The organism is Gabonibacter chumensis (assembly GCF_024741215.1).
GTDB lineage: Bacteria > Bacteroidota > Bacteroidia > Bacteroidales > Marinifilaceae > Gabonibacter > Gabonibacter massiliensis.
Genome location: NZ_JANSKB010000002.1, coordinates 617,925 through 642,024 on the forward strand (window position 1 = coordinate 617,925; position 24,100 = coordinate 642,024).

The 24,100-nt window shown below is 41.1% G+C and carries 21 protein-coding genes; 7 read left to right on the plus strand and 14 right to left on the minus strand.

The genetic code is table 11. From position 1 onward, the window contains the following. Positions 1-3 precede the first annotated feature (3 nt). Genes bioC through NVS78_RS09335 form a run of 6 tightly spaced genes read right to left on the minus strand, consistent with a single transcriptional unit; the run spans position 4 to position 5,227 of the window. Positions 4-798, minus strand: coding sequence for a malonyl-ACP O-methyltransferase BioC (gene bioC / locus NVS78_RS09310; protein ID WP_286358945.1), 795 nt, complete (start codon positions 796-798; stop codon positions 4-6). 2 nt (positions 799-800) lie between these two features. Further along, the gene (locus NVS78_RS09315) at positions 801-1,448 is read right to left on the minus strand and encodes a DUF452 family protein (protein WP_286358946.1); all 648 of its coding nucleotides are present in this window, start codon (positions 1,446-1,448) and stop codon (positions 801-803) included. A 1-nt stretch (position 1,449) separates the two neighbouring features. After that, complete coding sequence (locus NVS78_RS09320; RefSeq protein WP_041503589.1) at positions 1,450-2,607, minus strand: aminotransferase class I/II-fold pyridoxal phosphate-dependent enzyme; 1,158 nt, start codon at positions 2,605-2,607, stop codon at positions 1,450-1,452. Position 2,608: 1 nt separating this feature from the next. Continuing rightward, positions 2,609-3,877 carry an adenosylmethionine--8-amino-7-oxononanoate transaminase gene (gene bioA / locus NVS78_RS09325; protein WP_286359001.1) on the minus strand — a complete coding sequence of 423 codons (1,269 nt, stop codon included), beginning with the start codon at positions 3,875-3,877 and terminating at the stop codon, positions 2,609-2,611. 55 nt (positions 3,878-3,932) lie between these two features. Further along, the gene (gene bioB, locus NVS78_RS09330; protein ID WP_286358947.1) at positions 3,933-4,895 is read right to left on the minus strand and encodes a biotin synthase BioB; all 963 of its coding nucleotides are present in this window, start codon (positions 4,893-4,895) and stop codon (positions 3,933-3,935) included. Between the two features lie 2 nt (positions 4,896-4,897). Then, entirely contained in the window at positions 4,898-5,227 is a 330-nt protein-coding gene (locus NVS78_RS09335) for a hypothetical protein (RefSeq protein WP_286358948.1), read from the minus strand. Positions 5,228-5,383: 156 nt separating this feature from the next. On the opposite strand from NVS78_RS09335, the gene NVS78_RS09340 reads away from it, so the two are divergent. Next, positions 5,384-8,347, plus strand: a complete 2,964-nt coding sequence (locus tag NVS78_RS09340; RefSeq protein ID WP_286358949.1) for a PEP/pyruvate-binding domain-containing protein — start codon at positions 5,384-5,386, stop codon at positions 8,345-8,347. Between the two features lie 51 nt (positions 8,348-8,398). Here NVS78_RS09340 and NVS78_RS09345 read toward each other — a convergent pair whose 3' ends face one another. Both NVS78_RS09345 and NVS78_RS09350 read right to left on the minus strand, forming a co-directional pair. Next, positions 8,399-9,268, minus strand: a complete 870-nt coding sequence (locus tag NVS78_RS09345; protein ID WP_286358950.1) for a YwqG family protein — start codon at positions 9,266-9,268, stop codon at positions 8,399-8,401. A 117-nt stretch (positions 9,269-9,385) separates the two neighbouring features. Beyond that, positions 9,386-9,832 (minus strand): GNAT family N-acetyltransferase, encoded by a 447-nt coding sequence (locus tag NVS78_RS09350; protein ID WP_286358951.1) that lies wholly within the window; start codon positions 9,830-9,832, stop codon positions 9,386-9,388. Between the two features lie 229 nt (positions 9,833-10,061). On the opposite strand from NVS78_RS09350, the gene queC reads away from it, so the two are divergent. From queC to NVS78_RS09365, 3 genes are read left to right on the plus strand one after another with little or no spacing between them, the layout of a single operon-like run. Next, the gene (gene queC / locus NVS78_RS09355) at positions 10,062-10,733 is read left to right on the plus strand and encodes a 7-cyano-7-deazaguanine synthase QueC (RefSeq protein WP_286358952.1); all 672 of its coding nucleotides are present in this window, start codon (positions 10,062-10,064) and stop codon (positions 10,731-10,733) included. 15 nt (positions 10,734-10,748) lie between these two features. After that, positions 10,749-11,285 (plus strand): 6-pyruvoyl trahydropterin synthase family protein, encoded by a 537-nt coding sequence (locus NVS78_RS09360; RefSeq protein WP_286358953.1) that lies wholly within the window; start codon positions 10,749-10,751, stop codon positions 11,283-11,285. Further along, a complete protein-coding gene (locus NVS78_RS09365) occupies positions 11,264-12,121 on the plus strand; it encodes a 7-carboxy-7-deazaguanine synthase QueE (protein WP_286358954.1) in 858 nt (285 codons plus the stop codon). Before NVS78_RS09360 ends, NVS78_RS09365 begins: the two co-directional genes overlap by 22 nt. A gap of 23 nt (positions 12,122-12,144) precedes the next feature. On the opposite strand, the gene NVS78_RS09370 is transcribed toward NVS78_RS09365, so the two are convergent. Both NVS78_RS09370 and NVS78_RS09375 read right to left on the minus strand, forming a co-directional pair. Further along, complete coding sequence (locus NVS78_RS09370; RefSeq protein ID WP_286358955.1) at positions 12,145-12,663, minus strand: GNAT family N-acetyltransferase; 519 nt, start codon at positions 12,661-12,663, stop codon at positions 12,145-12,147. A 4-nt stretch (positions 12,664-12,667) separates the two neighbouring features. After that, positions 12,668-14,569 carry a RecQ family ATP-dependent DNA helicase gene (locus tag NVS78_RS09375; protein ID WP_286358956.1) on the minus strand — a complete coding sequence of 634 codons (1,902 nt, stop codon included), beginning with the start codon at positions 14,567-14,569 and terminating at the stop codon, positions 12,668-12,670. A gap of 137 nt (positions 14,570-14,706) precedes the next feature. On the opposite strand from NVS78_RS09375, the gene NVS78_RS09380 reads away from it, so the two are divergent. The 3 genes from NVS78_RS09380 to NVS78_RS09390 all read left to right on the plus strand — a co-directional run bounded on the left by NVS78_RS09380 (position 14,707) and on the right by NVS78_RS09390 (position 18,588). Further along, on the plus strand, positions 14,707-15,549 hold the full coding sequence (locus NVS78_RS09380) for a peptidylprolyl isomerase (RefSeq protein WP_286358957.1): 843 nt from the start codon (positions 14,707-14,709) through the stop codon (positions 15,547-15,549). Between the two features lie 90 nt (positions 15,550-15,639). Further along, the gene (locus NVS78_RS09385) at positions 15,640-16,974 is read left to right on the plus strand and encodes a peptidylprolyl isomerase (RefSeq protein ID WP_286358958.1); all 1,335 of its coding nucleotides are present in this window, start codon (positions 15,640-15,642) and stop codon (positions 16,972-16,974) included. A gap of 48 nt (positions 16,975-17,022) precedes the next feature. Further along, entirely contained in the window at positions 17,023-18,588 is a 1,566-nt protein-coding gene (locus tag NVS78_RS09390; RefSeq protein WP_286358959.1) for an OstA-like protein, read from the plus strand. A gap of 57 nt (positions 18,589-18,645) precedes the next feature. Here NVS78_RS09390 and NVS78_RS09395 read toward each other — a convergent pair whose 3' ends face one another. The 4 genes from NVS78_RS09395 to NVS78_RS09410 all read right to left on the minus strand — a co-directional run bounded on the left by NVS78_RS09395 (position 18,646) and on the right by NVS78_RS09410 (position 24,004). Beyond that, positions 18,646-19,275: a thiamine diphosphokinase gene (locus NVS78_RS09395; RefSeq protein ID WP_286358960.1), complete on the minus strand. Its 630-nt coding sequence runs from the start codon at positions 19,273-19,275 to the stop codon at positions 18,646-18,648. Continuing rightward, on the minus strand, positions 19,259-19,846 hold the full coding sequence (gene pnuC / locus NVS78_RS09400; RefSeq protein ID WP_286358961.1) for a nicotinamide riboside transporter PnuC: 588 nt from the start codon (positions 19,844-19,846) through the stop codon (positions 19,259-19,261). The genes NVS78_RS09395 and pnuC overlap by 17 nt, the downstream gene beginning before the upstream one ends. Positions 19,847-20,016: 170 nt before the next feature. After that, positions 20,017-20,571, minus strand: coding sequence for a DUF8453 domain-containing protein (locus NVS78_RS09405; protein WP_286358962.1), 555 nt, complete (start codon positions 20,569-20,571; stop codon positions 20,017-20,019). A 19-nt stretch (positions 20,572-20,590) separates the two neighbouring features. Next, entirely contained in the window at positions 20,591-24,004 is a 3,414-nt protein-coding gene (locus NVS78_RS09410; protein ID WP_286358963.1) for an ABC transporter permease, read from the minus strand. Between the last annotated feature and the right edge of the window lie 96 nt (positions 24,005-24,100).

A 24,100-nucleotide genomic window follows, 5' to 3' on the forward strand; every position in this document is an offset into this window, starting at 1 on the left:
CATTTACCAACTGGCAACGCCATAGGTATTCATAATCCTCGGTTTCTTTCTACATACCAAATACAAGGGATGATAAGTTAAGGTCACTTTCCCATCCATAGCAAAACGAGCATTATATTCGTCAATAAATTCCTGAACCTTTCCCTTGGTCCATACCCGTTTATCACCGGATACATTTACTCCTGTTTTCTTCAAATGCTGTAACAACGCCAAAGGATCGTCAAATTCCATCAACCTGAACTCTTCTCGGATTTGTTCAATCTTAAAATAAGGCTCCAAAAGTCCCATCAACTCCTCCTGTGTCCGGTATCTTAATCCTCCCCCCGTTGTCAATCGAATTTCCCGCAAATTGTACTTTCCAAAAGTACTGAAAATCATCAAACCGTCCTCCCTCAAATGTTCGGATAATTTTCTGAAAGTCGCTTTCGGTTCGTTCAACCATTGAAAAGTGGCGGCAGAAACAATCAGGTCAAATCGCCCCGGCAATGGAATCTCCTCAATATCCCCCGGCAAACAATGAGAAGCTATGACCTGATACAAACGTGCTGTTCGGAAACAAACTTCCTCGACGATATCATTGACATAGATCTCATCTTCCTTAAAACAACGTCTTAACTCTTCCGTGAACAATCCCGTTCCACATCCCACCTCCAATATATTTTTGGGAATATAATCCAAACTGGACATAACCATTCGGTTTAATTGTACGGCCATCGCCTTTTGTACCATTGCGTTAGCGTTATAAGTAGTTATACTACGACGAAAACGCTGTTCAACCTCGTGTTTATTTACAGCCATATTTATATTATTAAATCCCAGTTTTCAAATACGTAAAAAGGATAATGTCCCCCTTCTATTTTTTTTATTTCACTTCGTCCCCTCCACCAATTCTCTTGATTTGTCACCGGAAATATAATATCATTTTCCGAAATATACACCCTATTCCAGCAAATTTCTCCTTTTAATCTATCGGATTGTTCCCGGATGGCTTTCAACTCTTCCAATTGCTCCTCTAAATTCCTATCCGGATGATGTTGTTTAAACCGGGTGCGTTCTCCTGTTCCCGATAACATCCGAACAAAAAATTTATCTCTTCCACGCTCATTCATCCCCCTCTCCGTAAGCAGGTACACATGAAGAGGAATACCGTACAGATTATCAACGGGACGTTCCGTTCCGTTGATAGCCGTACTTCTGTCCACGGGTAAATTCCACAAGGGAAGCAAGACGGAAGCTGCCCAAACTCCCATGGACCAGGCTATCACATCTATACTTTCGTAACCGTTTAAAACCGGAGCTTTTTCACCTTCTATGTTTCGGTAATCGTAAAGCATCAACACGTCCGACTCCCCGGTCATATGACTTACGGCCCTTTCGTCCAAACCCCATCCGCTAAAAAAAAGAATTACCCGCTTGTTACCGTTTTTTTTTAACCAAACTCTCCGCATCCTAACAACTCACTTCAATAAATTCAAACAAGCACTCGTAATCCTCTTCCGGAATGGCTGCATTCAAAGAAAACCGTATTCGGGCCTCGTTTTTAGGCACGGTAGGGTATCTCACCGGTAATACAAAAAAACCATTATCCCGGAATTGCTCAGACATATAAACACTGTTTTCGTTACTTCCACATAAAAAAGGCACGATATGAGAATTTCCCCTGGTTTCAAATCCCCTGTTTATCAACGTATTTCTCAATCGTTCAGAAATCGTCATCAACTTCAAACGCTTGGAATAAAAATCAGGCATACGATTTAAAATAAAACGAGTCCAAGCCACGTTTATCGGCGGTAATGCCGTCGTAAATATCAAACTTCTCTGCGTATTAACCAAAAATTCTCGAAAAAGATCGTCACAGACTACAAAGGCCCCGTATGAAGCAAAGGCCTTACCGAATGTTCCGACAATAAAGTCAATATCTTCCATACATCCCTGTTCCTCACAGCATCCTAAACCGTTCGTTCCCCGGACTCCAACGGCATGAGCTTCGTCCACGTACAAAAAAGTATCGTACTCTTTTTTCAAATCACATAATTCCTGCAAATCACACACGTCCCCGTCCATACTGAAAATGGACTCTGTCACAACAAAAACATTCTCGTATTTTTCCCTATGATTAAACAGGATCTCCCGCAAATGTCCATAATCCAAATGCCGGTAACGCAACATCTCTGCTTCACTCAACCGCAATCCGTCAATAATACTCGCGTGTACAAGTTTATCGGCAACAATCAAATCCTTTTTACCCGCTAATGCGGGCAGTATCCCGATATTAGCATGATACCCGGAATTGAATACCAATGCTGACTCCTTACCGTACAATTCCCGCAAATCATTCTCCAACACCCCGTAATATTCATGATTACCCGATAGCAAACGGGAAGATACGGCACTGTACGATAACAATTTCACATCTGTCTCCTGACGAAATTCTTCATACAGATGCGGATCGGAAGATAGTCCCAAATAATCATTGGAGGAGAGATTCAACATTTCGCGTCCGTCATGGTGGATCAAAAAACCATTATGCTGAATCTCCTTCAACTCCCGATAATTTCCAGACTCCTTTATCTTATTTAATTTATTGATGTAACGCTCTCTGTTCATATCATTTCAGGTTAGAAAGAACCCGCAACAAAGCCTGTGTCAAACGAGAAAGTTCTTCCGGACGAATGATGTAAGGCGGCATGATATATACCAATTTACCGAAAGGACGTACCCATACTCCCTCACGTACAAATGCAGATTGGATATAGGCCATATCCACGGGTTCTCTTAACTCGATAACTCCTATGGCGCCCAACACTCTTACATCGGCAACGTTACTGTAATGTGCGGCCGGGGCCAACTCGGTCCGCATCTGCCTTTCGATCAAACCGATCATCGTGTCGATATCATAGCTCATGATCAGATCCAAAGAAGCATTGGCGGCAGCACAGGCCAAAGGATTGCCCATAAAAGTAGGACCATGCATAAACACACCCGGATTTTTCGAGCATATACCCGTGGCTACCTTTTCTGTTGTCATCGTGGCTGCAAAACTCATGTATCCTCCGGTGATTGCTTTCCCTACGCACATAATATCCGGAACGATACCCGCGTGATCACATCCCCACATTTTTCCGGTCCTCCCGAAACCGGTTGCAATTTCATCACAAATCAGAAGTACATCATATTGTTTACACAACTCTTTGACTTTCCAAAGGTATTCGGCGGAATAAAACCACATACCTCCGGCACCCTGCACAATCGGTTCTAAAATAACAGCCGCGATACGATTGTGATTATTTCGCAAACATTGTTTGAACTCTTCTATATCCGCATCACGACAAGGTTGTCCGTATCGAACCCGGGGAGAAGCAACAAAATAGTGAATGGGCAAAGTTCCCCGGAATATACTATGCATTCCCGTAACAGGATCACAAACGGACATCGCATTCCACGTATCACCATGATATCCCTTGGTAATGGTCAAAAAATGTCGTTTTTCCTCCCGTCCCTGCGCATACCAGTACTGAAGGGCCATCTTCATCGCCACTTCTACGGCCACGGACCCGGAATCACTGAAAAAGACCTTCTCTATCCCGTAAGGGGTTAGTTTCACTAATTTGGCAGCCAACTCTACAGCCGGACGGTGCGTTAATCCGCCAAACATCACGTGTGACATATCTTTCAATTGCTTTTCAATAGCAGCATTAATTTTCGGATGATTGTACCCGTGTACTTCACACCACCAGGAAGACATGCCGTCAATTAACCGGGTTCCGTCTTCCAATTCTATGTACACGCCCTCAGCTCGTTTCACCGGATACACCGGAAGCGGATTTACCGTAGAGGTGTAAGGATGCCACAAATGTTCCCGATCAAAGCGAAGCATCGCTTCCGTCGTCATTGTCTCAATAAAATTTTCCATAACCTTCCATTTTTCGATTTTACTTTCTTGTGATAAACCCCATTTTCTCTACTTTTTCCATATCTTCCATAACCTTTGATCCCACCGTAGTCAATAGGTCCCCGACAATCGCCGAATTAATTCCGGCTTCTATCGCTTCTTTTTCTATATGTGCTATTAAATTTCTACCTCCGGCAAATCTTAAAAAGGCATCCGGATGAATAAAGCGAAACACGGCTATCGTCGTTAACACTTCCTCATCCGCCAAAGGTGCTGCTTTCTCCAAAGGAGTTCCCGGAATAGGATTCAACACGTTGATAGGAATTGACTTAATCCCCAAATCTCGAATCATCAGAGCCAGATCGATGCGATCTTCCATCGTCTCTCCCATCCCTATAATTCCTCCGGAACAAACTTCCATTCCTACCTCTTGAGCCGCACGAATCGTCTCTATTTTTTCATCCGTCGTATGAGAAGAACACAAGGAGTGAAAATAACGACGAGAAGACTCCAAATTACAATGGTAACGTGTTATACCAGCCTCCTTTAATCTAAGTAATTGTGTCTTATTTAACAATCCCATGGAGGCACATAAATTGATATCCATCCCTTGCTTTATCTTTCGGGCATAATCACACAACCGATCTATATTTTTATCGGAAAGAGCTCTTCCGCTCGTAACAAAAGAAAATTTATTTACCCGATAAGTAGCATTCAAACGAGCCAATTCAATACAACTCTTTTCATCGATTAAATCATACTCATCTACTTTTGTCCGAAAAATTGCCGATTGGGCACACCATTTACAATTTTCAGAACAACGTCCGGAACGCGCATTGATAATCGAACAAGTATCGAAATAATTTCCGACGAAATGATCCCGTATCTCTCCCGCAGCCTCGTATAAAGCCCTTTTATCCTTTATCAGGGATAACTCCAGAGCCTCCTCCTTAGTAATCGATTGTCCTTTAAAGATTTTCTCTTTCAATGTATCTATTAACATATCTATATACAAAAAAGGTATACCCATTGTTCACAACAAGTATACCCATCTATATTAAATTTTTCATTCCCATGCTTTACAGGAAACTTCGCTCCAACACATGATAATACCACCTCGCATACCTGTTTTAGTCCGCCACCCGACTCCTCCCTCTTATCCTTTACCATGATTTTCTTTGAGACTCCGGAAAAATCAACGATTATCCCTTTTAAAGAAGATTTTCCTAATGCTACCTTACAAATATCCATCGATAACGTCGCTATCCTTACCTCTTTTCTCAAAGAGGCAAAAATAGCATATCCCTTACGATTCCATTTGGAAAAGTATACCATGCATCTAAAGCAAAAATATCTTCTGTTCATAAACTCCCAACACAGCGGATATAATAAACGGCTGCAATTTACTAAAATTTTTTTATATTTAGCGATTCAATAAAAAAAACAGAAAAGTCGACTTAATCGTAAAAGCGAATAAAAATAAAACTTGTTATGGAAAAAATAGATTTGAATCGCATATATAAACGCAAAAAAAACGATAGAGATATTTTTCAAGAACTTATGCCCTTTAAAGTAAAGGAGATTCTATTAGTGGCAAACTATTACGATGCCTACACGATCGAACGGGAAGGGCAATTTTCAGACAAAATATTCGGAGAATACCTGCAATTGAATTTATTTACGGCTCCCCGTTTCACCTCTGTAGCGAGCGAGTCGGAAGCTTTGAAAAAACTAAGGGAACGACATTACGATCTCATTATCATCATGGCCGGCTTAGATAAACAGACCCCTTTGATAATCAGCCGTAACATAAAAAAAACACATCCCCATATCAAACAGTTAATGTTAGTCAACAACAACGGAGACCTTGCTTACTTTCATCGCATCGAAAAAGAGGTACACGAATCCATCGAACGGCTATTTGTTTGGAACGGTTCGACGAAAGTCTTCTTGGCTATGGCCAAATATCTTGAAGACCGAATGAATTTGGAAGCAGATACACGTTTAGGGGATGTCAGAGTCATATTGGTCGTGGAGGATTCCGTCAAATATTACTCCCGTTATTTACCCTTACTCTATACCGAAATCATGACCCAGACACAAAAAATCATCGCAGACGAACCATCGGATGACGAGCTGGGACTTATATTGAAAATCCGGGTACGTCCCAAAGTGATCTTAGTCAGTACCTATGAAGATGCGATAGAGATTATTGATAAATACAAAAATAATATCATCGGTGTCATATCGGATGTTCGTTATGCCAAAAACGGCATCGAGGATGAAGATGCGGGTGTTGAGTTGATTAAATACGTTCAGCGATTAGGATACAAGATTCCCTGCCTTCTTCAAAGCCATGAAGAGGAAAATGCCAAGCGGGCAGAAAAAATCCACGCGGAATTCATTAATAAAAACTCGCTCACGCTGGCACAAGAAATAAAAACTTTTATCAAAACCCGTCTCGGGTTCGGAAATTTTATTTTTCGAGACAAATCAGGTCACCCGATAGATAAAGCGACTTCAATCAAAGAGTTTCGAAGGAAATTGACCACCATACCGGATGAATCTTTAGAATACCACTCCATTCGCAACGGTATATCCACATGGTTAATGGCAAGAGGAGAAATTAATCTCGCTCAAAAATTACGACGGTATAGTTTTGAATACTTTAAAAATACCAATGAAATTCGCCAGTTCATTGCCAACGTTTTCGAATCTTCCAAACTAAAAAAAATAAGAGGACGTATTATTCCGTTCCGGCCGGAATTGGTCGACTCCAACCGTTATATCACTCGCCTGGGACTCGGCTCTCTCGGAGGCAAAGGACGCGGATTAGCATTTTTATCCAACTTTATTGAGAATGTTTACCTTAAAAAATTAATTCCCAACTTAAAAATCGCTATTCCCAAAACCGCCATCATCGGAGTGGAAGAATTCGATAATTTCCTGGAATTAAACGATTTATACAAAGAAACTTATATCAACAACGAATACGACCGCTTAAAAAAGGCCTTTCAACAGGCCACTCTCTCTTTACCATTGAAAGAAAAGCTACGCCAGTATCTTCAAGTCATGACCAAGCCGTTAGCAGTCCGATCTTCCGGTCTGTTTGAAGACTCCTTAAGCCAACCTTTTGCCGGTGTGTACGCGACTTATTTGATTCCTAATAATCATCCGGACTTTGAACGCAGGTTGGAAGAACTGGAAGATGCCATCAAATTAGTTTACGCCTCTGTCTTTTCCGATGAATCGAGGGCTTATTTCAAAGCTATTGACAGCATGATAGAGGAAGAAAAAATGGGTGTAATCATACAGGAAGTTATCGGGAACGAACACAACGGACGATATTATCCCGATATCAGCGGGGTCGCCCAATCTTATAATTTCTACCCCTTTTCCTATATCAGGCCGGAAGACGGTTTTGCCGTTACTGCCATAGGACTTGGAACTTACGTGGTAGGAGGTGAAAAGACTCACCGCTTCTCTCCGGCATTTCCAAAATTGCAATTAGCTTCCATACAGGACAAAATCCGTAGCTCCCAAAATTATTTTTACGCTATTGATATGAAACACCAGGGATACGATTTAATCCGAGACGGAGAAAATGCAGCAATTAAAGCCTATGATTTAAAAGAGGCCGAACGAGACGGCACATTGGAATATAGTGCTTCGGTTTATGATTTCATGAACGATCGCATCGTCTATGATCTGAATGAAAAAGGTCCCCGAATTATCGATTTTGCCAAAATCTTACAATACGATTATATTCCGTTAGCCTCCACTCTACAAATTTTGCTGGATATCTTCTCGCAAGCCATGGGCTCACCCGTTGAAATTGAATTTTCCCTTAATATAGAAGAAAATGTACCGGTATTCTATTTATTACAAATCAAACCGTTGATTAAAAACGAATACTCTATCGATATCGATACACTTCACATCGATCAAAAAAAGATTCTTCTTCAAGCCAATAAAGGTATGGGAAACGGAAAACTGCAATATATCCGGGACGTCGTCTATATCGATCCTCGGAAATTCGACAGACTCAAAACCCGGGAAATGGCAGAAGAGGTAAAACAACTCAATGCCGAAATTGCCCGGGAAGAAGAAAAATTCATACTGATTGGCCCGGGACGCTGGGGTACACGGGACCCGCTTACGGGAATCCCCGTCCAATGGTCCGATATCGCCAATGCAAAAATAATAGTGGAACAAGGACTTCCTGATTTTCCGTTGGATGCCTCTTTAGGTTCTCATTTTTTTCATAATGTTACCTCCATGAATATCGGTTATTTTGCTATTCCCTTCGAATCCCCCGATTCATTTATTAGGTTCGACGTACTCGAACAACAGGATGTCATTCACGAGTTAACCTATGCCCGACGAGTCCGTTTCAAAAAGCCGCTGACTGTCTGGATGGACGGCAAAAAACAAACTTCCGTTATTACTTATTGAAAAACGCCCAAGAATGATACTATTCTTGGGCGTTTTTTATGTGAAACGTCTTTAATAACAATCCCAGTTATATAAGACGTTAGAAAAATCACGTCTGGCCAAATCTTCAGGCTTTATAAAAAAATGACAAACACCCGAATCCCCCCAAAGAATCGAATAATCTTTCGTCTCCTCCGAATCCAATTGAAACAATAGCACGGTATGCCCCCGTAAATTCTCATGGTATTCCCGAGGATCTATTTGCGTAAACATCGGGTAACCGCCGATATGATGCCCACCTCCCTCCAACTGATCGTATACTCCATCCGTAATCTCTTCGGATATCCGTTCTAAAGAAGAGACTTGATTCGAGGGATAGACTTCATTATAGGCATCCAAGACTAATTTGTCAAAACGAAAATCCCCCCCGCCCATAGGCATCTCGCCTAACTCGAAATTCAACTTCAATTCATCGGATACGGGAAATGCTTCTTTGTCCCCTTTCTCCTCATTGAAAGGAAGTGCAGAAATCAACTCCGTCTCTTCATCGACTCTCTCGTGGTAAAGGACCCGAAATCCCTTTTGAAGGGTCAACTCTTCGAAATTCAACCCGTACATCCCCCCGTCACTAATATAAAATTGTAACATTCCCGTCGCGGGAAAACCTTCTAAAAAAGGCATCTCTTCAAAATTGATCTGGGCTAAAAGACGTAAAGGCCTCTCCTGCCCCTCTTCCAACGCTTCCGTGGGATATGGAAAATCCACCGGTAAATAAGGTACTCCACCGATTTTACTATTATACAAAGAGCACTTTTCCTTAGCCGGACGAAGCTTTATACTGGGAATCGTTGTCTTTTCCCGAATAACACGAACTATTTTATCGGCAGGAGTCTCTATTTTAGCACACTCGCCATTACCGAATAATTTACTGAATATACCCATGAGTCTATCAATTCTTAGTAAAACACATATACATCGTACAAATATAACCGTTTGAATTCACTTTTTCCGCTTATTACACAAAACTCCGTATAAATTCAAAAGAATAATGAATAACCTTTAAGACAACTGTTTCTTTAAATAATACATATCGATACATTGTTTGCCGTCCTCCCATATCGGCTCCGGATAGTTGGCAATAAAAAAACGCTCGAGCGTATGATCGGTTTTAAAACCGTTTCTCTCGTAATAACCTACTCCCGACTCACTCGTCCCGACCCACAGGCATTCGAATTGACCTCGGTAATATTCCGTCAGGTAATTCAATAAATAACTGCCGTACCCTCTATTCCGATACTCGGAACAAACAGCCAAATTTTTGATCTCCCCTTTCTGGTCCACCACGACCTCCCCGACAACCGTTTTACCCTCCAGCAACACAAACATATCTCCTTTTTCGATATAACGATCGATCATCTCCTCCGAAGGATCAGCATCCAATAATAAATCCAGATACTGTTTTCTATCGGAAATCACCCGTTTAATCTCTATTTCATTCTCCAACATATAATAAATCTATTATCTTTTTGTACAAAGATACCATTAATTACAAATTGCAAAACGTAGATTAAAAAATACGGAATCTAATGTAAGATCTACCATTCAAAACATACAATGGATGATCGGGAATTACGTTCACTTTATCCTCGTATTTCACGTGACAAGCAATGAATAACCTTGTTCGGCAAAATATTTTCACTACTTTTGTAAAACAAAACAACAAGTGGAATATCTTATGAAGAAAGCAATTGTTTTATTATCAGGAGGTTTGGATTCGACAACGGCTGCTTATCTGGCAAAACACCGGGGATTCGACGAACTATATGCTATGACTTTCCTGTATGGTCAAAAACACGATAAGGAATTACTTTCTGCCAAAGCCGTCGCAAAAGCCATCGGAGTAAAGGAACATAAAATCATCGAGTTGATGCTGAACCAATGGGACGGTTGTTCCCTTACCGATGAAAAGATCGACATTGCGGACGGGAATATCGAACGGGACCATATTCCGGCTACTTATGTTCCGGCCCGAAATATGGTATTTTTATCCGTTGCCGCTTCTTACGCGGATGCCCTGGAGATCACTGATATTTTTATCGGAGTCAGCGAAGTGGATTATTCCGGTTATGTGGATTGCCGAGAAGAATTTATCAAAGCCATGGAAAATGCCATAAACTTGGGAACGGTATTGGGTGCCGAAAAGAAACGCCGTATAACCCTACATGCCCCTTTTATGCATATGACCAAGGCTGAAGAGGTTCGTTTAGGAACGACACTGGGAGTGGATTTCGGTCTCACGTGGAGCTGTTACCGGGGAGGCGACAAACCTTGCGGTACATGCGACAGCTGTCTTTTACGGGCAAAAGCATTTGCCGAAGCCGGAATTGAAGATCCCGCGATAGAGTAACTCAAAAAATACCATATGTTAATTCGTAAATTGTTTAAATTCGAAGGAGCCCATATCGTACGGAACTGTTCGTCGCAACGATGCAGAGAGAACATCCACGGCCACTCCTATATCGTAGAAGTGTTTATCACCTCCGACAAGTTGGACAAAGGCTACATGGTCATGGATTTTGTACTATTAGATAAGGTAAAGGAACTAATCGACAGCTTCGATCACTCCTACTCCCTCTGGCAAGAAGAAGGAGAAGATTTGAAGCAGTTCGTATACCGTTATAACCGTCGAGTAGCGGAGATCCCCGTGTCTCCCTCCGCCGAAGGCTACGCTTTATTGTTTCTATTCCTGATCGATAAAATCCTGCAACACACGGAACATAAAAACGGAGAAGGAAATGTACGATTAAATTCCGTGCGGGTACATGAAACGGCAACCGGTTACGCCGAAGCCTTCCGGGAAGATCTGTCTTTGGTTGACTTCTCCTTGAAAGACATCCGTTTCTCCGAAGCCATTCAGGAAGAATGGAAAGACAATCTATGGTGGAAAACGTTAAAGTGATTCGAGTTCATTCAACTGTTATGTTTATTCAACTGGCAAAAGACGGCATCTTTCCTATTACGCGGGATAAAGCAGGTAATCCATTAAAAAAACTTCCGGCTTCCGGTTTTACTTTTCCGGGAACCATTCAAGGAGAAGGAAAATTGAACGGTATACCTTCACTGTTTATCCGATTGGCAGGATGCAACTTACATTGTTGCTGGCAAACTCCGGAAGGAGTTGTCGAATGCGATACGGCCTATGCCGCTTTTAAGATTGAGGAGAGCTTCCGGCTTCCGGTTCCGGATATCATTCGGATCGTTAAACACAACAGGGAAAACATCCGTCACATCATTATTACGGGGGGAGAACCCTTTTTGCAAGCAGAAGGAGTGCTTATGCTTTGTCGGGAGCTGAAAAAAGAGAACCCGTTTCATATCACCGTAGAGACAAACGGGACTCTTTTCAATGAAGCTTGTGCCGCCGAAATCGATTTTTTCAGCATCTCCCCTAAATTAGCCAGTTCTACTCCCCCGTCGCCACATGACCGTCGGCACAGTACCACCCGGATAAATTTGGGAAATATCCAATCGTTCATCACTCATGCACGGCAATACGGAAAAGATTTCCAACTCAAATTTGTTTATTCCTCGGAACACGATGCGGAAGAAATAAAAAAGATATTGACTCAGCTCACGGATTGGCGAAACGAAGATATTCTACTGATGCCCATGGGAGCAACCCCCGAAGAGTTACAACGTACTATTCCCAAGACTTTAGAGCATTGTATCCGTAACGGCTGGCGCTATTGCGACCGTCTTCACCTCTCTCTTTTCGGCAATAAACAAGGAGTATAATCCACTATAACAAGACTTCTTCTTTAGTTAGTAGCATGGTATATAAAATGAGTCATTATCCTACCGTTTACTATTTTATCATACTCACCGACCATTTTCATACCGACCCTTTCCGCCACGGCACGGGACGATAGGTTTTCAGGACGAATATCAGCAATCACTATCGATGCACCCAAAACACGGAAAGCATATTCCATACAAGCTCCTGCTCCTTCCGTCGCGTATCCCTTACCCCAATGCTTTTTACACAATATATAACCTATACCGATATATTTCTTTCCTTCTATCTCTTCCGGCAACAAACCGATTTGTCCTACCACTTCGTGCAGCTGCTTGTCCCATGCCAAAAAATAAGCGTATCCGTATCTTTCATAATTCTCGTTCATCCGTCCGATCCAAGAGTATACCTGTTCGTCTGTAAAAGTATATCCCCACGCGTACATAACCTCCCGGTCTTGTAACATCGTCGCTAAAATTGAAAAATCCTCCATGGACATTTTCCGAAGAATCAATCGTTTCGTCTCTAAAAAAACATCCTCCATTCCTTTACCTTTTTAATCCCAGCCGGGTACGTGTAACATAATGAATAAGATCCTCATCCAATAAAAAACGGATGCGGGCGATCACCGCATCCCGATCGCCGGATACGGAACAAACCAATTCTTTTATATCCATATCTCCTTTAGCAAGTTCAGCAAGGATTTCCTGATCGATCCTCTCCTTTCCCAATTTTACGGAAGCTTTTCTTCTATCTATGCATACGTCGCATATCCCGCACCCTTTATACTCCTTTTGTCCGAAATAAGCCATCAAATACAATTGCCGACAAGTCTCTCCCAACTCGATATACCCTACCATGGCTCCCACTTTTTTCTGGTAGGCCTGTTTCCTCCATTCATACGCTTCGCGGCCGATCGACAAATAAGACAAGGGTAAACGAGGCTGATGATACAAGATATAGGGTCTGCTGTTTCCCGGAACATAACGAAGAATCTTTTGTTTGGCCAAAACGACAAAAGCGTGATAAAGTCTATACCTGTCCACATTCAGTTCCCCCGCGATATACTCTTCATCCACGTACACGTCCTGCACGAATATACCGGCATAACTCCGCATCAACACAATCATCAAACGCTCCGACAACTCATCTCCCAAATCCACGTTGTATAACTGATCGCGTAACAACAGAAACCTCACTCTGGAACGAGAGTTGATATCCGTCGTACATTCCATATACCCCGCCACACTCAATATACCGATAGCCGAAAGTACTTTCACCTGATCCAACTCGAAACAAGAAGCAAAAGAGTCCGGATCGAACTCGAATACTCGTCCAGCCCCCTCTCCTTCCCCCAATTGGAAATGATTTCCCAAAGCTTCATAGACCCGCTTCACGTAATCTTTTTCCGGAAACTCTTTCTCTACGCGATTTTTTAAAGTCGTTAAAGAAGCTGTATTGTATAATAAAACGGCATATGCCCGTTGTCCGTCTCTTCCGGCACGTCCGGCCTCCTGAAAATAAGCTTCCGGAGTATCCGGAATATCATAATGCACAACCACTCTGACATCCGCCTTATCGATACCCATACCAAAAGCATTTGTCGCAACAATGACAGGAACTTCTCCCGTTTTCCATGCCTCCTGTCTTTTTTCTCGTTGCACAGCCGACATCCCGGCATGATAATGATCCGCGCGTATGCCCGCTTTCCGCAAAAAGTCAGCCAACTCCTCCGCTTTCTTACGTTTACGTACATAGACAATAGCCGGAGCATTCACCCGGGAAAGAATCATCCGTAACTCTCCGGCTTTATCTTCCACTTTCCGGACGACATAAGATAAGTTATCCCGACGGAAACTTTTTGATAACACGTGAGCCGCCTTAAATTTTAATTGTTCCTGTATATCCTTAACGACTTCAGGAGTAGCCGTCGCCGTTAGCGCCAATACCGCAACACCAGAAAAAAAATCACGAATCTCGGCAATACGCAAATAAGAAGGCCGGAAATCGTATCCCCATTGAGAGATACAGTGAGCCTCGTCCACGGCTATCAAAGACAAAGGCATCTCTTTCAGCTTCAACCGAAATTGCCCGGAAGTCAAACGTTCCGGAGAGACATACAGGAATTTGACCCCTTTATAAATGCATTTGTTGATCACGGATGCGATTTCATCCGCATCCATTCCCGTATGTATGGCTTCAGCAACAATATCCCTACGTCTCAAATCTTCTACCTGATCCTTCATTAACGCGATTAACGGCGTCACGACCAAGCAAATGCCGTCAAGAGCCATTCCCGCCACCTGATAGGTCAAAGACTTCCCTCCTCCGGTAGGCATTAAAGCAAGTGTATCTTTACCCTCTAAAACAGACAGAATAATCTCTCTCTGGAGAGAACGGAATTCATCGTATCCCCAATACTTTTTCAATATATCCTCGATCTTTATCATCTTTTAGCTGATTTCCCTACAAACGTACAAAATAAGTCGTTTCTAAAAAATTACTACTCCTATTTTCAACTTTCATCCGTAAAAAGATCTATTTAAAACGGTTTTTTACTATTTTCGCCCAACTATTTAACAACAACATGAAATCAATAATTATACTCGTCTTGTTCACTCTATTCCTAAGCGGATGTGGCAATAAAATCGATCCGAACGATGTACCGGTAGCCAAAGTATTGGATAAATACCTGCTTCTATCCGAAGTAAATGAAATAATCCCTACGGGTACATCCAAAACAGACAGTACTTTGATAGCACAAAAATACGTGAGGAAATGGATCACAAAAGAGCTATTATTAAATAAGGCCCTGCAAAATCTTTCCGATAAAGAAAAAGACATCCGCAAACAGGTAGAAGAATACTCTTCCTCTATCTTAATTTATAAATACAAGGAAAAACTGATATCCCAAAAATTAGAGGCTCAAATTCGTCAAGCAGAAATAGACGAATATTATGAAAAAAACAAATATAACTTCGTATTGAGAACTCCCGTCGTCAGAGCTCAATTGATTATCATCCCGAAATCGGCATCTAACATCAATAATGTCCGAAAATGGATCCGCTCCAATGAGGCAAACGATCAGGCGGCTTTAGAAGAGTATTGTATCACCAATGCTAAAAAGTACGATAATTTCAATGATAAATGGATAGAATTAAGATATTTATTAAATATTCTACCCATCACTCAAGAAGATTGGGAAAAGAAATACAAGAACAAAGAATACCTTGAGATAGAAGATGATGAAAATTATTTTTTCTTGAGAATCAAGGAGATCTTAAATGAACACGATACAGCCCCGGCAGATTACGTGAAACAGGAAATTGAAATTATTTTACGGAACAAGAAGAAAATGAACTTCGAGGATAATTTGGAAAAACAGATCAACGAAGAGGGAATAGAAAAAAATTACGTCAAAATATATTGAAATCGTAGAAAATAGAGAGATTATTCCGTGTTTTTGAAGAAAAAGTATTAGTTTAGAGCGTTTTTATTGAAATAACTTTACAAATAAATTATGAGATATTTAGTACTACTTACGTTATCATTCTTAATAAACTATGCCTCAGCGCAAAATAATGTTATAGACAAAATTGTGGCTGTCGTGGGAGAAGAGATCATATTAAAATCAGAAATCGAAAATCAGCTGATACACCTAAGAAGTGAAAATATACTCGATCCCCAAATCGATTATAAAACTCAGGTATTGGAACAACTCTTGGTAAACAAATTGTTGTTGGCACAAGCGAAAGTAGACAGTGTCGTTGTGACGGACGAAGATGTGGAAAGAGAGTTAAATGCCAGAATAGACAGCTATATTAATCAAATCGGTTCTCAGGCAAGAATGGAGAGTTATTTCGGTAAATCGATAGAAGAACTTAAAAACGAAATGCGAACCGTTGTAAAAGAGGGAGCAATTACCTCGGAAATGCAACAAAAAATCGTAAAAGACGTGAGAGTCACTCCTTCAGAAGTTCGTTACTACTATAAAAAATTAAATAAAGACAGTATAAGAGACGTAGGAGCTCAATACGAAATTCAACAAATCGTGATTCGTCCTAAAATCAGCGATTCGGAAAAAGAGAGGATCAGAAACCAATTGAGAGAATTCCGGGATGAAGTTTTAAGCGGCAAACAATCTTTTACTGTTTTAGCCGGACTCTATTCGCAAGATCCCGTATCTGCCTCCAAGGGTGGAGAGTTAGGGTATATCGCTAAAAGCCAATTAGCTCCCGAATTCGCGGAAGCGGCTTTTGCCTTGAAACCGGGAAAACTTTCCAAGATCGTAGAAACAGAATACGGATTCCATCTCATTCAGGGAATCGACAGACAGGGAGATAAAGTAAACGTACGTCACATTTTGTTACGTCCGCGTATAGAAGACAGCCAACGGCAAGAAGCCATACAGAGAATGGATTCTATCGTGAAATATATTCAAAGAGACAGCGTACCTTTCGAGTACGTGGCTGAAATGCGTTCCGATGATAAAAACACGAGAAATAATTACGGGTTAATCGTGGATGAAGACGCCAACCCCAAACTCCCTCTGGAGATAATTAAAGGGGAAATGGCCAAACAGGTAAAAAACCTTCAAGTAGGAGAAATTTCAGAGCCTTTCTGGGATCAATCCGGTCCTATCGAAGAGTATAAAATTATAAAAATCAAGGCTTACTACCCTACTCACAAAGCCAATCTTCAAGACGACTGGAGTTTCTTCGAGAATAATTTATTAATAGAGAAACGACAAAAGGCTTTTCAGAAATGGATAAAAGAAAAGCAAGAAAGTACTTATATACATATTGACGACGAGTACAAGAATGCCAAGTTTAATTTTGACGGCTGGATTAAATAAATCCCTAAAAGAGTAGGCCACGTTTCAATCATTATAATCGTAAACAAAATGCTACGTATCTGGGGAATTATAGGGTGCATCTGTCTTGGAGGATTGATGGGGAATATTTCCGCACAAAACAAAAAACCGGCAAAGATCGACATAAAACATGCTGATAATCTTAAGATCGACAACCTGAAAAAAATAAATAAATTTATCGGCAATGTTCATATGACTCATGAAAATATGCTTATGTGGTGTGATAGTCTTTACCAATATCCGGACAGTAACTATATCGAAGCTTTCGGACATGTGAGGGCCAGACAAAACGATAGCATACACTTGGCAGGTGATTACATGCATTACGACGGTAACACGAAAATGGTGAAAATCAGAAACAATGTTTCTTTAAGAGATCCTAAGATCACGTTAACGACCCACTTTTTAGATTACGACGGTTTGTTTGAAATAGGTTACTATTTTAATGGCGGACAAATAAAAGACAGCGTAACGGTTCTAACCAGCAAATTAGGAAACTACTTTACCAAGACCAAATTAGCGTACTTTAAAGATAGTGTACGAGTAGATGCTCCCGACTATATTATTCACTCGGATACCCTAAAATACCAAACAGAGACGAAAGTGGTCTCCATATTAGGTCCTACGAATATATACGGAAAAAGCGAAGAGGGTACCACTTTATATTCAGAGGATGGATGGTACAACACATTGACAGGGCATGCCGAACTTTACAAAAATAATCATATCACCTACCTAACCTATGGAGGAACAGCCAAGACCATGGTCATTGACAGTATTACGCAAGAGGCTCTTTTAATAGACGATGTAATACTTACCGATACGGTCAATGATGTCATTGTAAAAGGGAATTATGGAATGGTTAACCAAAAAAGTAACAACGCTTTTGTTACCGATCGCGCTTTACTGATTCTCGCGGGAAAACAAGACTCTTTATTTTTACACGGCGATACGCTTTTTTTAAACAAGGATACATTAGGCAATAATGTTTTAAAAGCTTACTACAAGGTCCGGTTTTATAGTAAAGACCTACAAGGAGTTGGCGATTCCGTGGTCTACTTAACGGTCGATTCTATGATCTCCATTTATAAGCGGCCGGTGATATGGGCCTCTGGCAATCAAATGACGGGAGAAATTATATCTATTCTTACCGGAAAAGGAACCGTAAAAGAGTTTTATCTGAAAAATCAGGCAATGATGATAGCCCGAAGGGAGGGAACCGAAATGTTCGATCAGCTCAAGGGCAGGAACATGACCGGTTATTTTAAAGATAACGAACTTTATAGAGTGTTCGTGGATGGAAACGGAGAGAGTATTTACTATCCGGACGACAAAGGAGCCATTATAGGAATGAACCGGGCCACGAGTTCAAACATACGTATCGAAATAAAAAACCGAAAAGTAACGGATATTATCTTTATAAACAAACCGGAAGGAGAACTGAACCCCTTGTTCCTCGTTGATCCCGAGGAAGCTCGGCTAAAAGGCTTTCAATGGTTAAAGTACCTTCAGCCTAAAGATAAACACGATATATTCAATTATCCGTTACCGGAAACAAAAGAACCTGTCAGCAAGGAAGAAAAGGAAGATAATTAATTTCATTTTACAGGCTATATAAAAAATATTACGGCCTGTTTTCGAAACGAAATAAATTCACATTTGGCGATAAACGATAATCTTAGCCTCTTCTTCCAAGATAACGGAAAAGGTCTCGCCTAAAGCTTCGTTCAAGGTGGCTTCCCACCAATATAAAAACCTCTGTTTCCGGATAGGATAACGCAAACCGAAGGTCGAAACAACCCCGTGAGGATATAAAGAAAAGAGCGAAACCTGTTGCCTGGGCCGACATGACAAGGTCGCATCTTTCAAGAGCGGCGTAAACAAACCGTAATCAGATAACATTTCAATCCGGTCGAAATCGGGAGCATATTGTAGTAACAACGAGATATTTCCTAATGTATGATCTTCACGTAACCCCGTGGCTCCCAATATCAGTACTTCCCGAATTCCTTTTTCTCCGGCATAACGAACAGCCTTTGTCAAATCATTGGTCTCCTGCTCCCTCACCTGATGCAAACGATCGGCGTAACGAACGGACAACTCTTCCGGTAAACTGTCCAGATCCCCCACGATCACATCCGGAACAATCCCACGTTGTTCCAAATGAACTACAGCCCCGTCACAAGCAATGACATGCTCTGCCTGATTTAACATCTTCAACGCTAACTCTCCGGAAGGAAATAAACCATTAGCGATGACCACACATTTATAATTTTCCATCATATAAAATTCCCCTTTTCTTCCAATTGATCCATCCAACGACAGCCAGTACCCCATAACAAATAAAAAGAAAACAAGTCGGATAAAGTTCCCGCTGGTAATAGAGATACACCGATACAAAATTAATTACTACCCAAAAATACCAATGTTCCAAAATCCGGCGGGCAAGCATCCACGTGGCCGTAATGCTCAACGCCGTCGTAAAAGCATCACCGACCGGAACAGGAGAATCTGTATAATCGGCAAGTATGCGGAATAAAATCCCGTACGACACTCCTGTTACCGCTATAATCCCTAAGAATATTTTCAGATTCAAATGGCGATACAATATAGCAACCTCTCGTTTTTCTCCCCTGTTCCCTATCTTCCGCCATTGCCAGAAACCATAGACGCTCATACAAACATAATAAATATTCAAACTCATGTCCGCGTAAAATTTGGAAAAGAAAAAGACAAATACATAGACGAAAGAGGTCAAGAACCCGACAACCCACATCGCCCGATGCTGAAAAATTTCCAATACCAGGTACACAATCCCCGTCACAACGCCAAAATATTCTAAAAAATACTCCATTCTATTTCCTTCTGCCGACCGACAAAAGTACTTATTTATCGGCAAAAAATCCTATGCAGAGGCCCCTTTTTATACGAACCGTTTGATTTAAAAATGATCTCTTAACCAACCTAATGGATCGCAAACCCGACAGTCGGTTTGCCTTTACGGGATAAAGACGTTCAAAATCATCATGCCTTTTTCAAATCGCTCTTTAAAGTCTTATTAATCTCTTGTAAATAATGCGGAATTTGACCGATAAAAGTTTCTGGTGGATTACTGTAATTCTGATCTGTCAGCTCATTTAGCGGTAAAGCATACTTATTAGTGATCTCTTTTCCATCCATTCTTTTATAAGAAATTTCCAATTCGATGACCTCATCGATATTTTTTTCCCCTATATCTCCCCAGCTTTCAATATAATAGGTCACTTCATATTGCGGTGGAAATGAGGAGACTCCTCTTTTAATGGCCCCGCATTCAGACAATAATAAGGATTCTCTCCCCAATCTTTTGTAATCTTTTATTACCTTAAACCGAACATCCTTCGCGTATCCCTCCCCGATATTTTTTATATGCAAAACTTCTACCATATGGGAATCCGTCGATTGGAGATAAGCCACAATAAAAGGCGTTATCTTTTGTTTACGGGTAGCCCGGCTTTCGAACCACATCATCAGGTTGATTACAGTATACAAAGCCGTACATATTGCAATCACAACCGATAGAACCATACTTATATCCATACCTGATTATAAATAAATATTACTTTTCACCATCAAAAACCCATTTCACAGCATCAGCATAGATGATCTGGCCGGCAACACTTCTCTTATCATTAAGCACAATCGTAGCCTCTCCCGGCGAGAAATAAAAACGTCCTAAGGATAACCATCCTCTTTCCGGCAAGGGGATTTCAACCTCTTCTTCCGATTTTTCTCCGTTACGGTATACCGTATAATACTGCCTTACTGCATTTACATTTTGTAGCGCCTCTCCTTTATTATTTACTTTTATTCGGTATAATTCCACGCTATTCGGTATAAAAACCGAAAGTTCGTAATATCCGGCTTTATCCAATCGGGTCGTCCACCCGACCTTGGCTCTACCGTCTCCCCCCTTTTTTATCCAACCGCTACGTATATGTCCCCCGTAAAATTCGTCCGATACGACCGGAGACCAGTCCTCGGATGCCGTCATCGTATAAAAATCTTTGTATTCCGTTGTTTCATTCGCTTTCATCCATTTACGCATTTTATTACCGGAGGAAGAGGTCATGACTTTAAATCCTTCCGACTCATTATCTACGATCCGTTCACCCTCTTTGGGAAAGAAAACGGCAGCATCGATATCTGTCACGCCCGTAGTGGTTTCCCTCGTTTTTTGTGATCCTCCATCCCGGTAATAATTAATAGCAATAGGAAGATTGGAAGAAAGATTCGTATTCAATGTTGCGTTAACAAATTCACCGTCACACATGATGACAATTTTCTTTGCTTCCCTCGGACCGATCAAAATATTTTCAGAACGACCGGAAGTCGTATTACTGGTAATATTTACACTCCCGAAGGCATTCGAAACCGTAGATATTTGCGTATAACCGAATGTCACTACTCCGGCAATATCCGAATCATTATACACGCTTATTTGAAGACGATAACGTTTTCCCGTTCTTCCGTCTAAATCATTTCCCCCCTCTTCCACTTCTTCGACAAGATAATCTTGAATCAGATAGGCGGGAATACCCTTCGTCATATACCATTCCGGCAAAATCTCTAACCAACTTACTCCGAAACGTTTTACAAACTCCCCGTCAAAAGCGACGAAATCTATTTGAGCATTCCGGTGTTCATACAAATAATTATTAATAAACTTCCTAAAATCAGCAGCAGGTATCGTCGGTATAAAATACTGCTCTTTTAACATCAACGATTTCAATTTTATAATCTGGTACAACACATCCGAAGAGAGTTCGGAAGCTTCCAATGCCTCTTTAAGACTATGATCTTTCAGGTAGCGCATGGCCTTTTTTTGAGAGCTGCTATACGTCGACCAATTACTTGTTTGCCCTTTTTCCTTACCATCCTGCCGTTTCATCAAATCAGTCAACACCACATTCATAACAGGGTAATCAGGCACGTCCAATTGGCCTGTGTAATTAAAAAACAACGGAGAGATATCAAACTGATTACCGGTTAAAGCAAAATCCGTAGATGTATTGTTTGAAAAGACTCCAATGGAGACATTTTCATTTCCGGCAGCATATTCATTAAAAAATACGGACTGAATAAACTGATCCAACATCTTCCGTTCGATCTCTATCGGAGAAGTTTCTTTCCCGTATATTTGCTTCATATATTGCTGGGATATTTTAAAATTCATAGTCCAAAAACCGATTCCCCGTTCCGGCATCAATGCCATCTCCGGTTGGATGCGTTCACTTCCTCCCCGCTCGAAACAATAATAGGAGGCAAAGGAAGCCGGAGTTTCTATTAGCATAAAACGACGATATGGATAATCTCGCCCTTTCATGCCTTCCAATACCTCTTTCGTACTCGACACGAACATTTCCATCGAGTCTTTTATATAAGTCAGGTATTGCATAAAATCGTCATGTCCTTCAACAAGATAAAGTTCAAAGGATACCGAATCCGCGTTTACGGAGTACTTCTTGTAAGAACCTATACACAATGAAATTCCCGGCAGAGGATATTCAGGCTTAAATTCCGTGATTTCTCCGTTACGGCTCGATTCGCCTTGTGACAAAACCGTCCTGTCCCCGGTATTTACAACCGTCAAACTATATGAAGTAAAATTCATCCGAGCATCGTATCTGTTTTTCAGATTCACGGGAGGTTCGCTTACCGGGTACCAGAGGCATTCCGGTGTCAATAGCGTATACCCCTTCTCAACGATAGCATATCGCTTCCCGTTTCGAAAAAAAGAATAACCGATCGTTTGACTATCAAATATATCTTTTTCCGGTTGATTCAGATAGCAGATTCTCTCATCGATTCGCCCCGCGTATTCCAACACAAGCACAAGCGTATCTCCGGGCGGCACGTTCTCTTTTATCTCGATCACCTGGTTATCCCGGAAATAAGCCAACTCCTGATCACCTTTCAACAAACGCTTCACTTGCAGGCCGGGATTCAGATACAAAATGACCGAATTTACCTCCCGATTACGAGGATTTACAAGCCGTAAAGAGGTGTTTACCTCTATTTTACTACCCATCTGCCGATAGGTAATCGTCTGTCGATCCAATATCAATTTATCTTTCAAGCTATATCTATCGTAACTCGCTATGTAGTTCGCACGATGAGTTTTGACTTGATAAAAAGAGAAGTATAACATGCAGCCACACAAGATTCCCCCGATCGCGAACAAAGTGGAAAATTTGAGTTGAACGATTCGACTATCGGGACGATTCGGAATACGCCTCAAAAAAGTAATCGAATAGCCGATTAAACCAAATCCCAGCAAAAGCCAACCCAATCGTTGTAATAAAACAAAGCCTAAATCCGGATAACCCGCCATATCGGAATAGGTGTTGGGAATCGTAGAAGCCAAGAAGTCGAAAATACCGTGTCCTTTAGTATCTAAAAAATATAGAGTCAAAAACACGAATCCCAATAAAAACAATATCGTCAATGCCCGGTTATGAATCAGACTTGCGATGAAAAAAGATAACCCTAAAATAAAAAGCAAAGAAGGCAATAAAAAAACAATCCAATAAAAAAGATAAAGAAAACCGTTAAACGGGGCATCACTGAGCAAAAGATTGATCGTTGCGCTTATCACCAAGGAGATCAATGCCACTCCCATAAACACCCGAATATTTCCCCATGCCTTACCGATAATAAAATCGGCATTACTCATCGGACGGACATACACCATCTCCATCGTGTCCCATTTACTACCACTCCAAAAATCTTTTGCCAGCAAAACGACCATGATGACCAAAGGCACACCCACGATACTTGCATTCAAATAGGGCATATAGGAAGATAAAGCGATAAAATTCCAAGAACTCCAGGGTAGTAAATCTCCCTGTACCACTAACTGAAAGCAAGCGACAATAAACAACGAAAACGGAGTGAATATACGAAACAGCCAGGAACGTCTTAAAATTTTTGACTCGAAACGAGCAACCGTGTTGATATTATATAAGTTCATAAGGCTAAACTATTTTTAATTTTCTCAAAAATAGTATTTAAATTGGAACAGCATTAACGAGTTTATATTAATATATTATAATTCTTTATATGTTCT

What these genes read in the sequence shown, in the direction of transcription:
- bioC (WP_286358945.1), bottom strand. Translation starts at nt 798, where the DNA reads ATGGCTGTAAATAAACACGAGGTTGAACAGCGTTTTCGTCGTAGTATA.
- NVS78_RS09315 (WP_286358946.1), bottom strand. Translation starts at nt 1,448, where the DNA reads ATGCGGAGAGTTTGGTTAAAAAAAAACGGTAACAAGCGGGTAATTCTT.
- NVS78_RS09320 (WP_041503589.1), bottom strand. Translation starts at nt 2,607, where the DNA reads ATGAACAGAGAGCGTTACATCAATAAATTAAATAAGATAAAGGAGTCT.
- bioA (WP_286359001.1), bottom strand. Translation starts at nt 3,877, where the DNA reads ATGCTTCGCTTTGATCGGGAACATTTGTGGCATCCTTACACCTCTACG.
- bioB (WP_286358947.1), bottom strand. Translation starts at nt 4,895, where the DNA reads ATGTTAATAGATACATTGAAAGAGAAAATCTTTAAAGGACAATCGATT.
- NVS78_RS09335 (WP_286358948.1), bottom strand. Translation starts at nt 5,227, where the DNA reads ATGGTATACTTTTCCAAATGGAATCGTAAGGGATATGCTATTTTTGCC.
- NVS78_RS09340 (WP_286358949.1), top strand. Translation starts at nt 5,384, where the DNA reads ATGGAAAAAATAGATTTGAATCGCATATATAAACGCAAAAAAAACGAT.
- NVS78_RS09345 (WP_286358950.1), bottom strand. Translation starts at nt 9,268, where the DNA reads ATGGGTATATTCAGTAAATTATTCGGTAATGGCGAGTGTGCTAAAATA.
- NVS78_RS09350 (WP_286358951.1), bottom strand. Translation starts at nt 9,832, where the DNA reads ATGTTGGAGAATGAAATAGAGATTAAACGGGTGATTTCCGATAGAAAA.
- queC (WP_286358952.1), top strand. Translation starts at nt 10,062, where the DNA reads ATGAAGAAAGCAATTGTTTTATTATCAGGAGGTTTGGATTCGACAACG.
- NVS78_RS09360 (WP_286358953.1), top strand. Translation starts at nt 10,749, where the DNA reads ATGTTAATTCGTAAATTGTTTAAATTCGAAGGAGCCCATATCGTACGG.
- NVS78_RS09365 (WP_286358954.1), top strand. Translation starts at nt 11,264, where the DNA reads ATGGTGGAAAACGTTAAAGTGATTCGAGTTCATTCAACTGTTATGTTT.
- NVS78_RS09370 (WP_286358955.1), bottom strand. Translation starts at nt 12,663, where the DNA reads ATGGAGGATGTTTTTTTAGAGACGAAACGATTGATTCTTCGGAAAATG.
- NVS78_RS09375 (WP_286358956.1), bottom strand. Translation starts at nt 14,569, where the DNA reads ATGATAAAGATCGAGGATATATTGAAAAAGTATTGGGGATACGATGAA.
- NVS78_RS09380 (WP_286358957.1), top strand. Translation starts at nt 14,707, where the DNA reads ATGAAATCAATAATTATACTCGTCTTGTTCACTCTATTCCTAAGCGGA.
- NVS78_RS09385 (WP_286358958.1), top strand. Translation starts at nt 15,640, where the DNA reads ATGAGATATTTAGTACTACTTACGTTATCATTCTTAATAAACTATGCC.
- NVS78_RS09390 (WP_286358959.1), top strand. Translation starts at nt 17,023, where the DNA reads ATGCTACGTATCTGGGGAATTATAGGGTGCATCTGTCTTGGAGGATTG.
- NVS78_RS09395 (WP_286358960.1), bottom strand. Translation starts at nt 19,275, where the DNA reads ATGATGGAAAATTATAAATGTGTGGTCATCGCTAATGGTTTATTTCCT.
- pnuC (WP_286358961.1), bottom strand. Translation starts at nt 19,846, where the DNA reads ATGGAGTATTTTTTAGAATATTTTGGCGTTGTGACGGGGATTGTGTAC.
- NVS78_RS09405 (WP_286358962.1), bottom strand. Translation starts at nt 20,571, where the DNA reads ATGGATATAAGTATGGTTCTATCGGTTGTGATTGCAATATGTACGGCT.
- NVS78_RS09410 (WP_286358963.1), bottom strand. Translation starts at nt 24,004, where the DNA reads ATGAACTTATATAATATCAACACGGTTGCTCGTTTCGAGTCAAAAATT.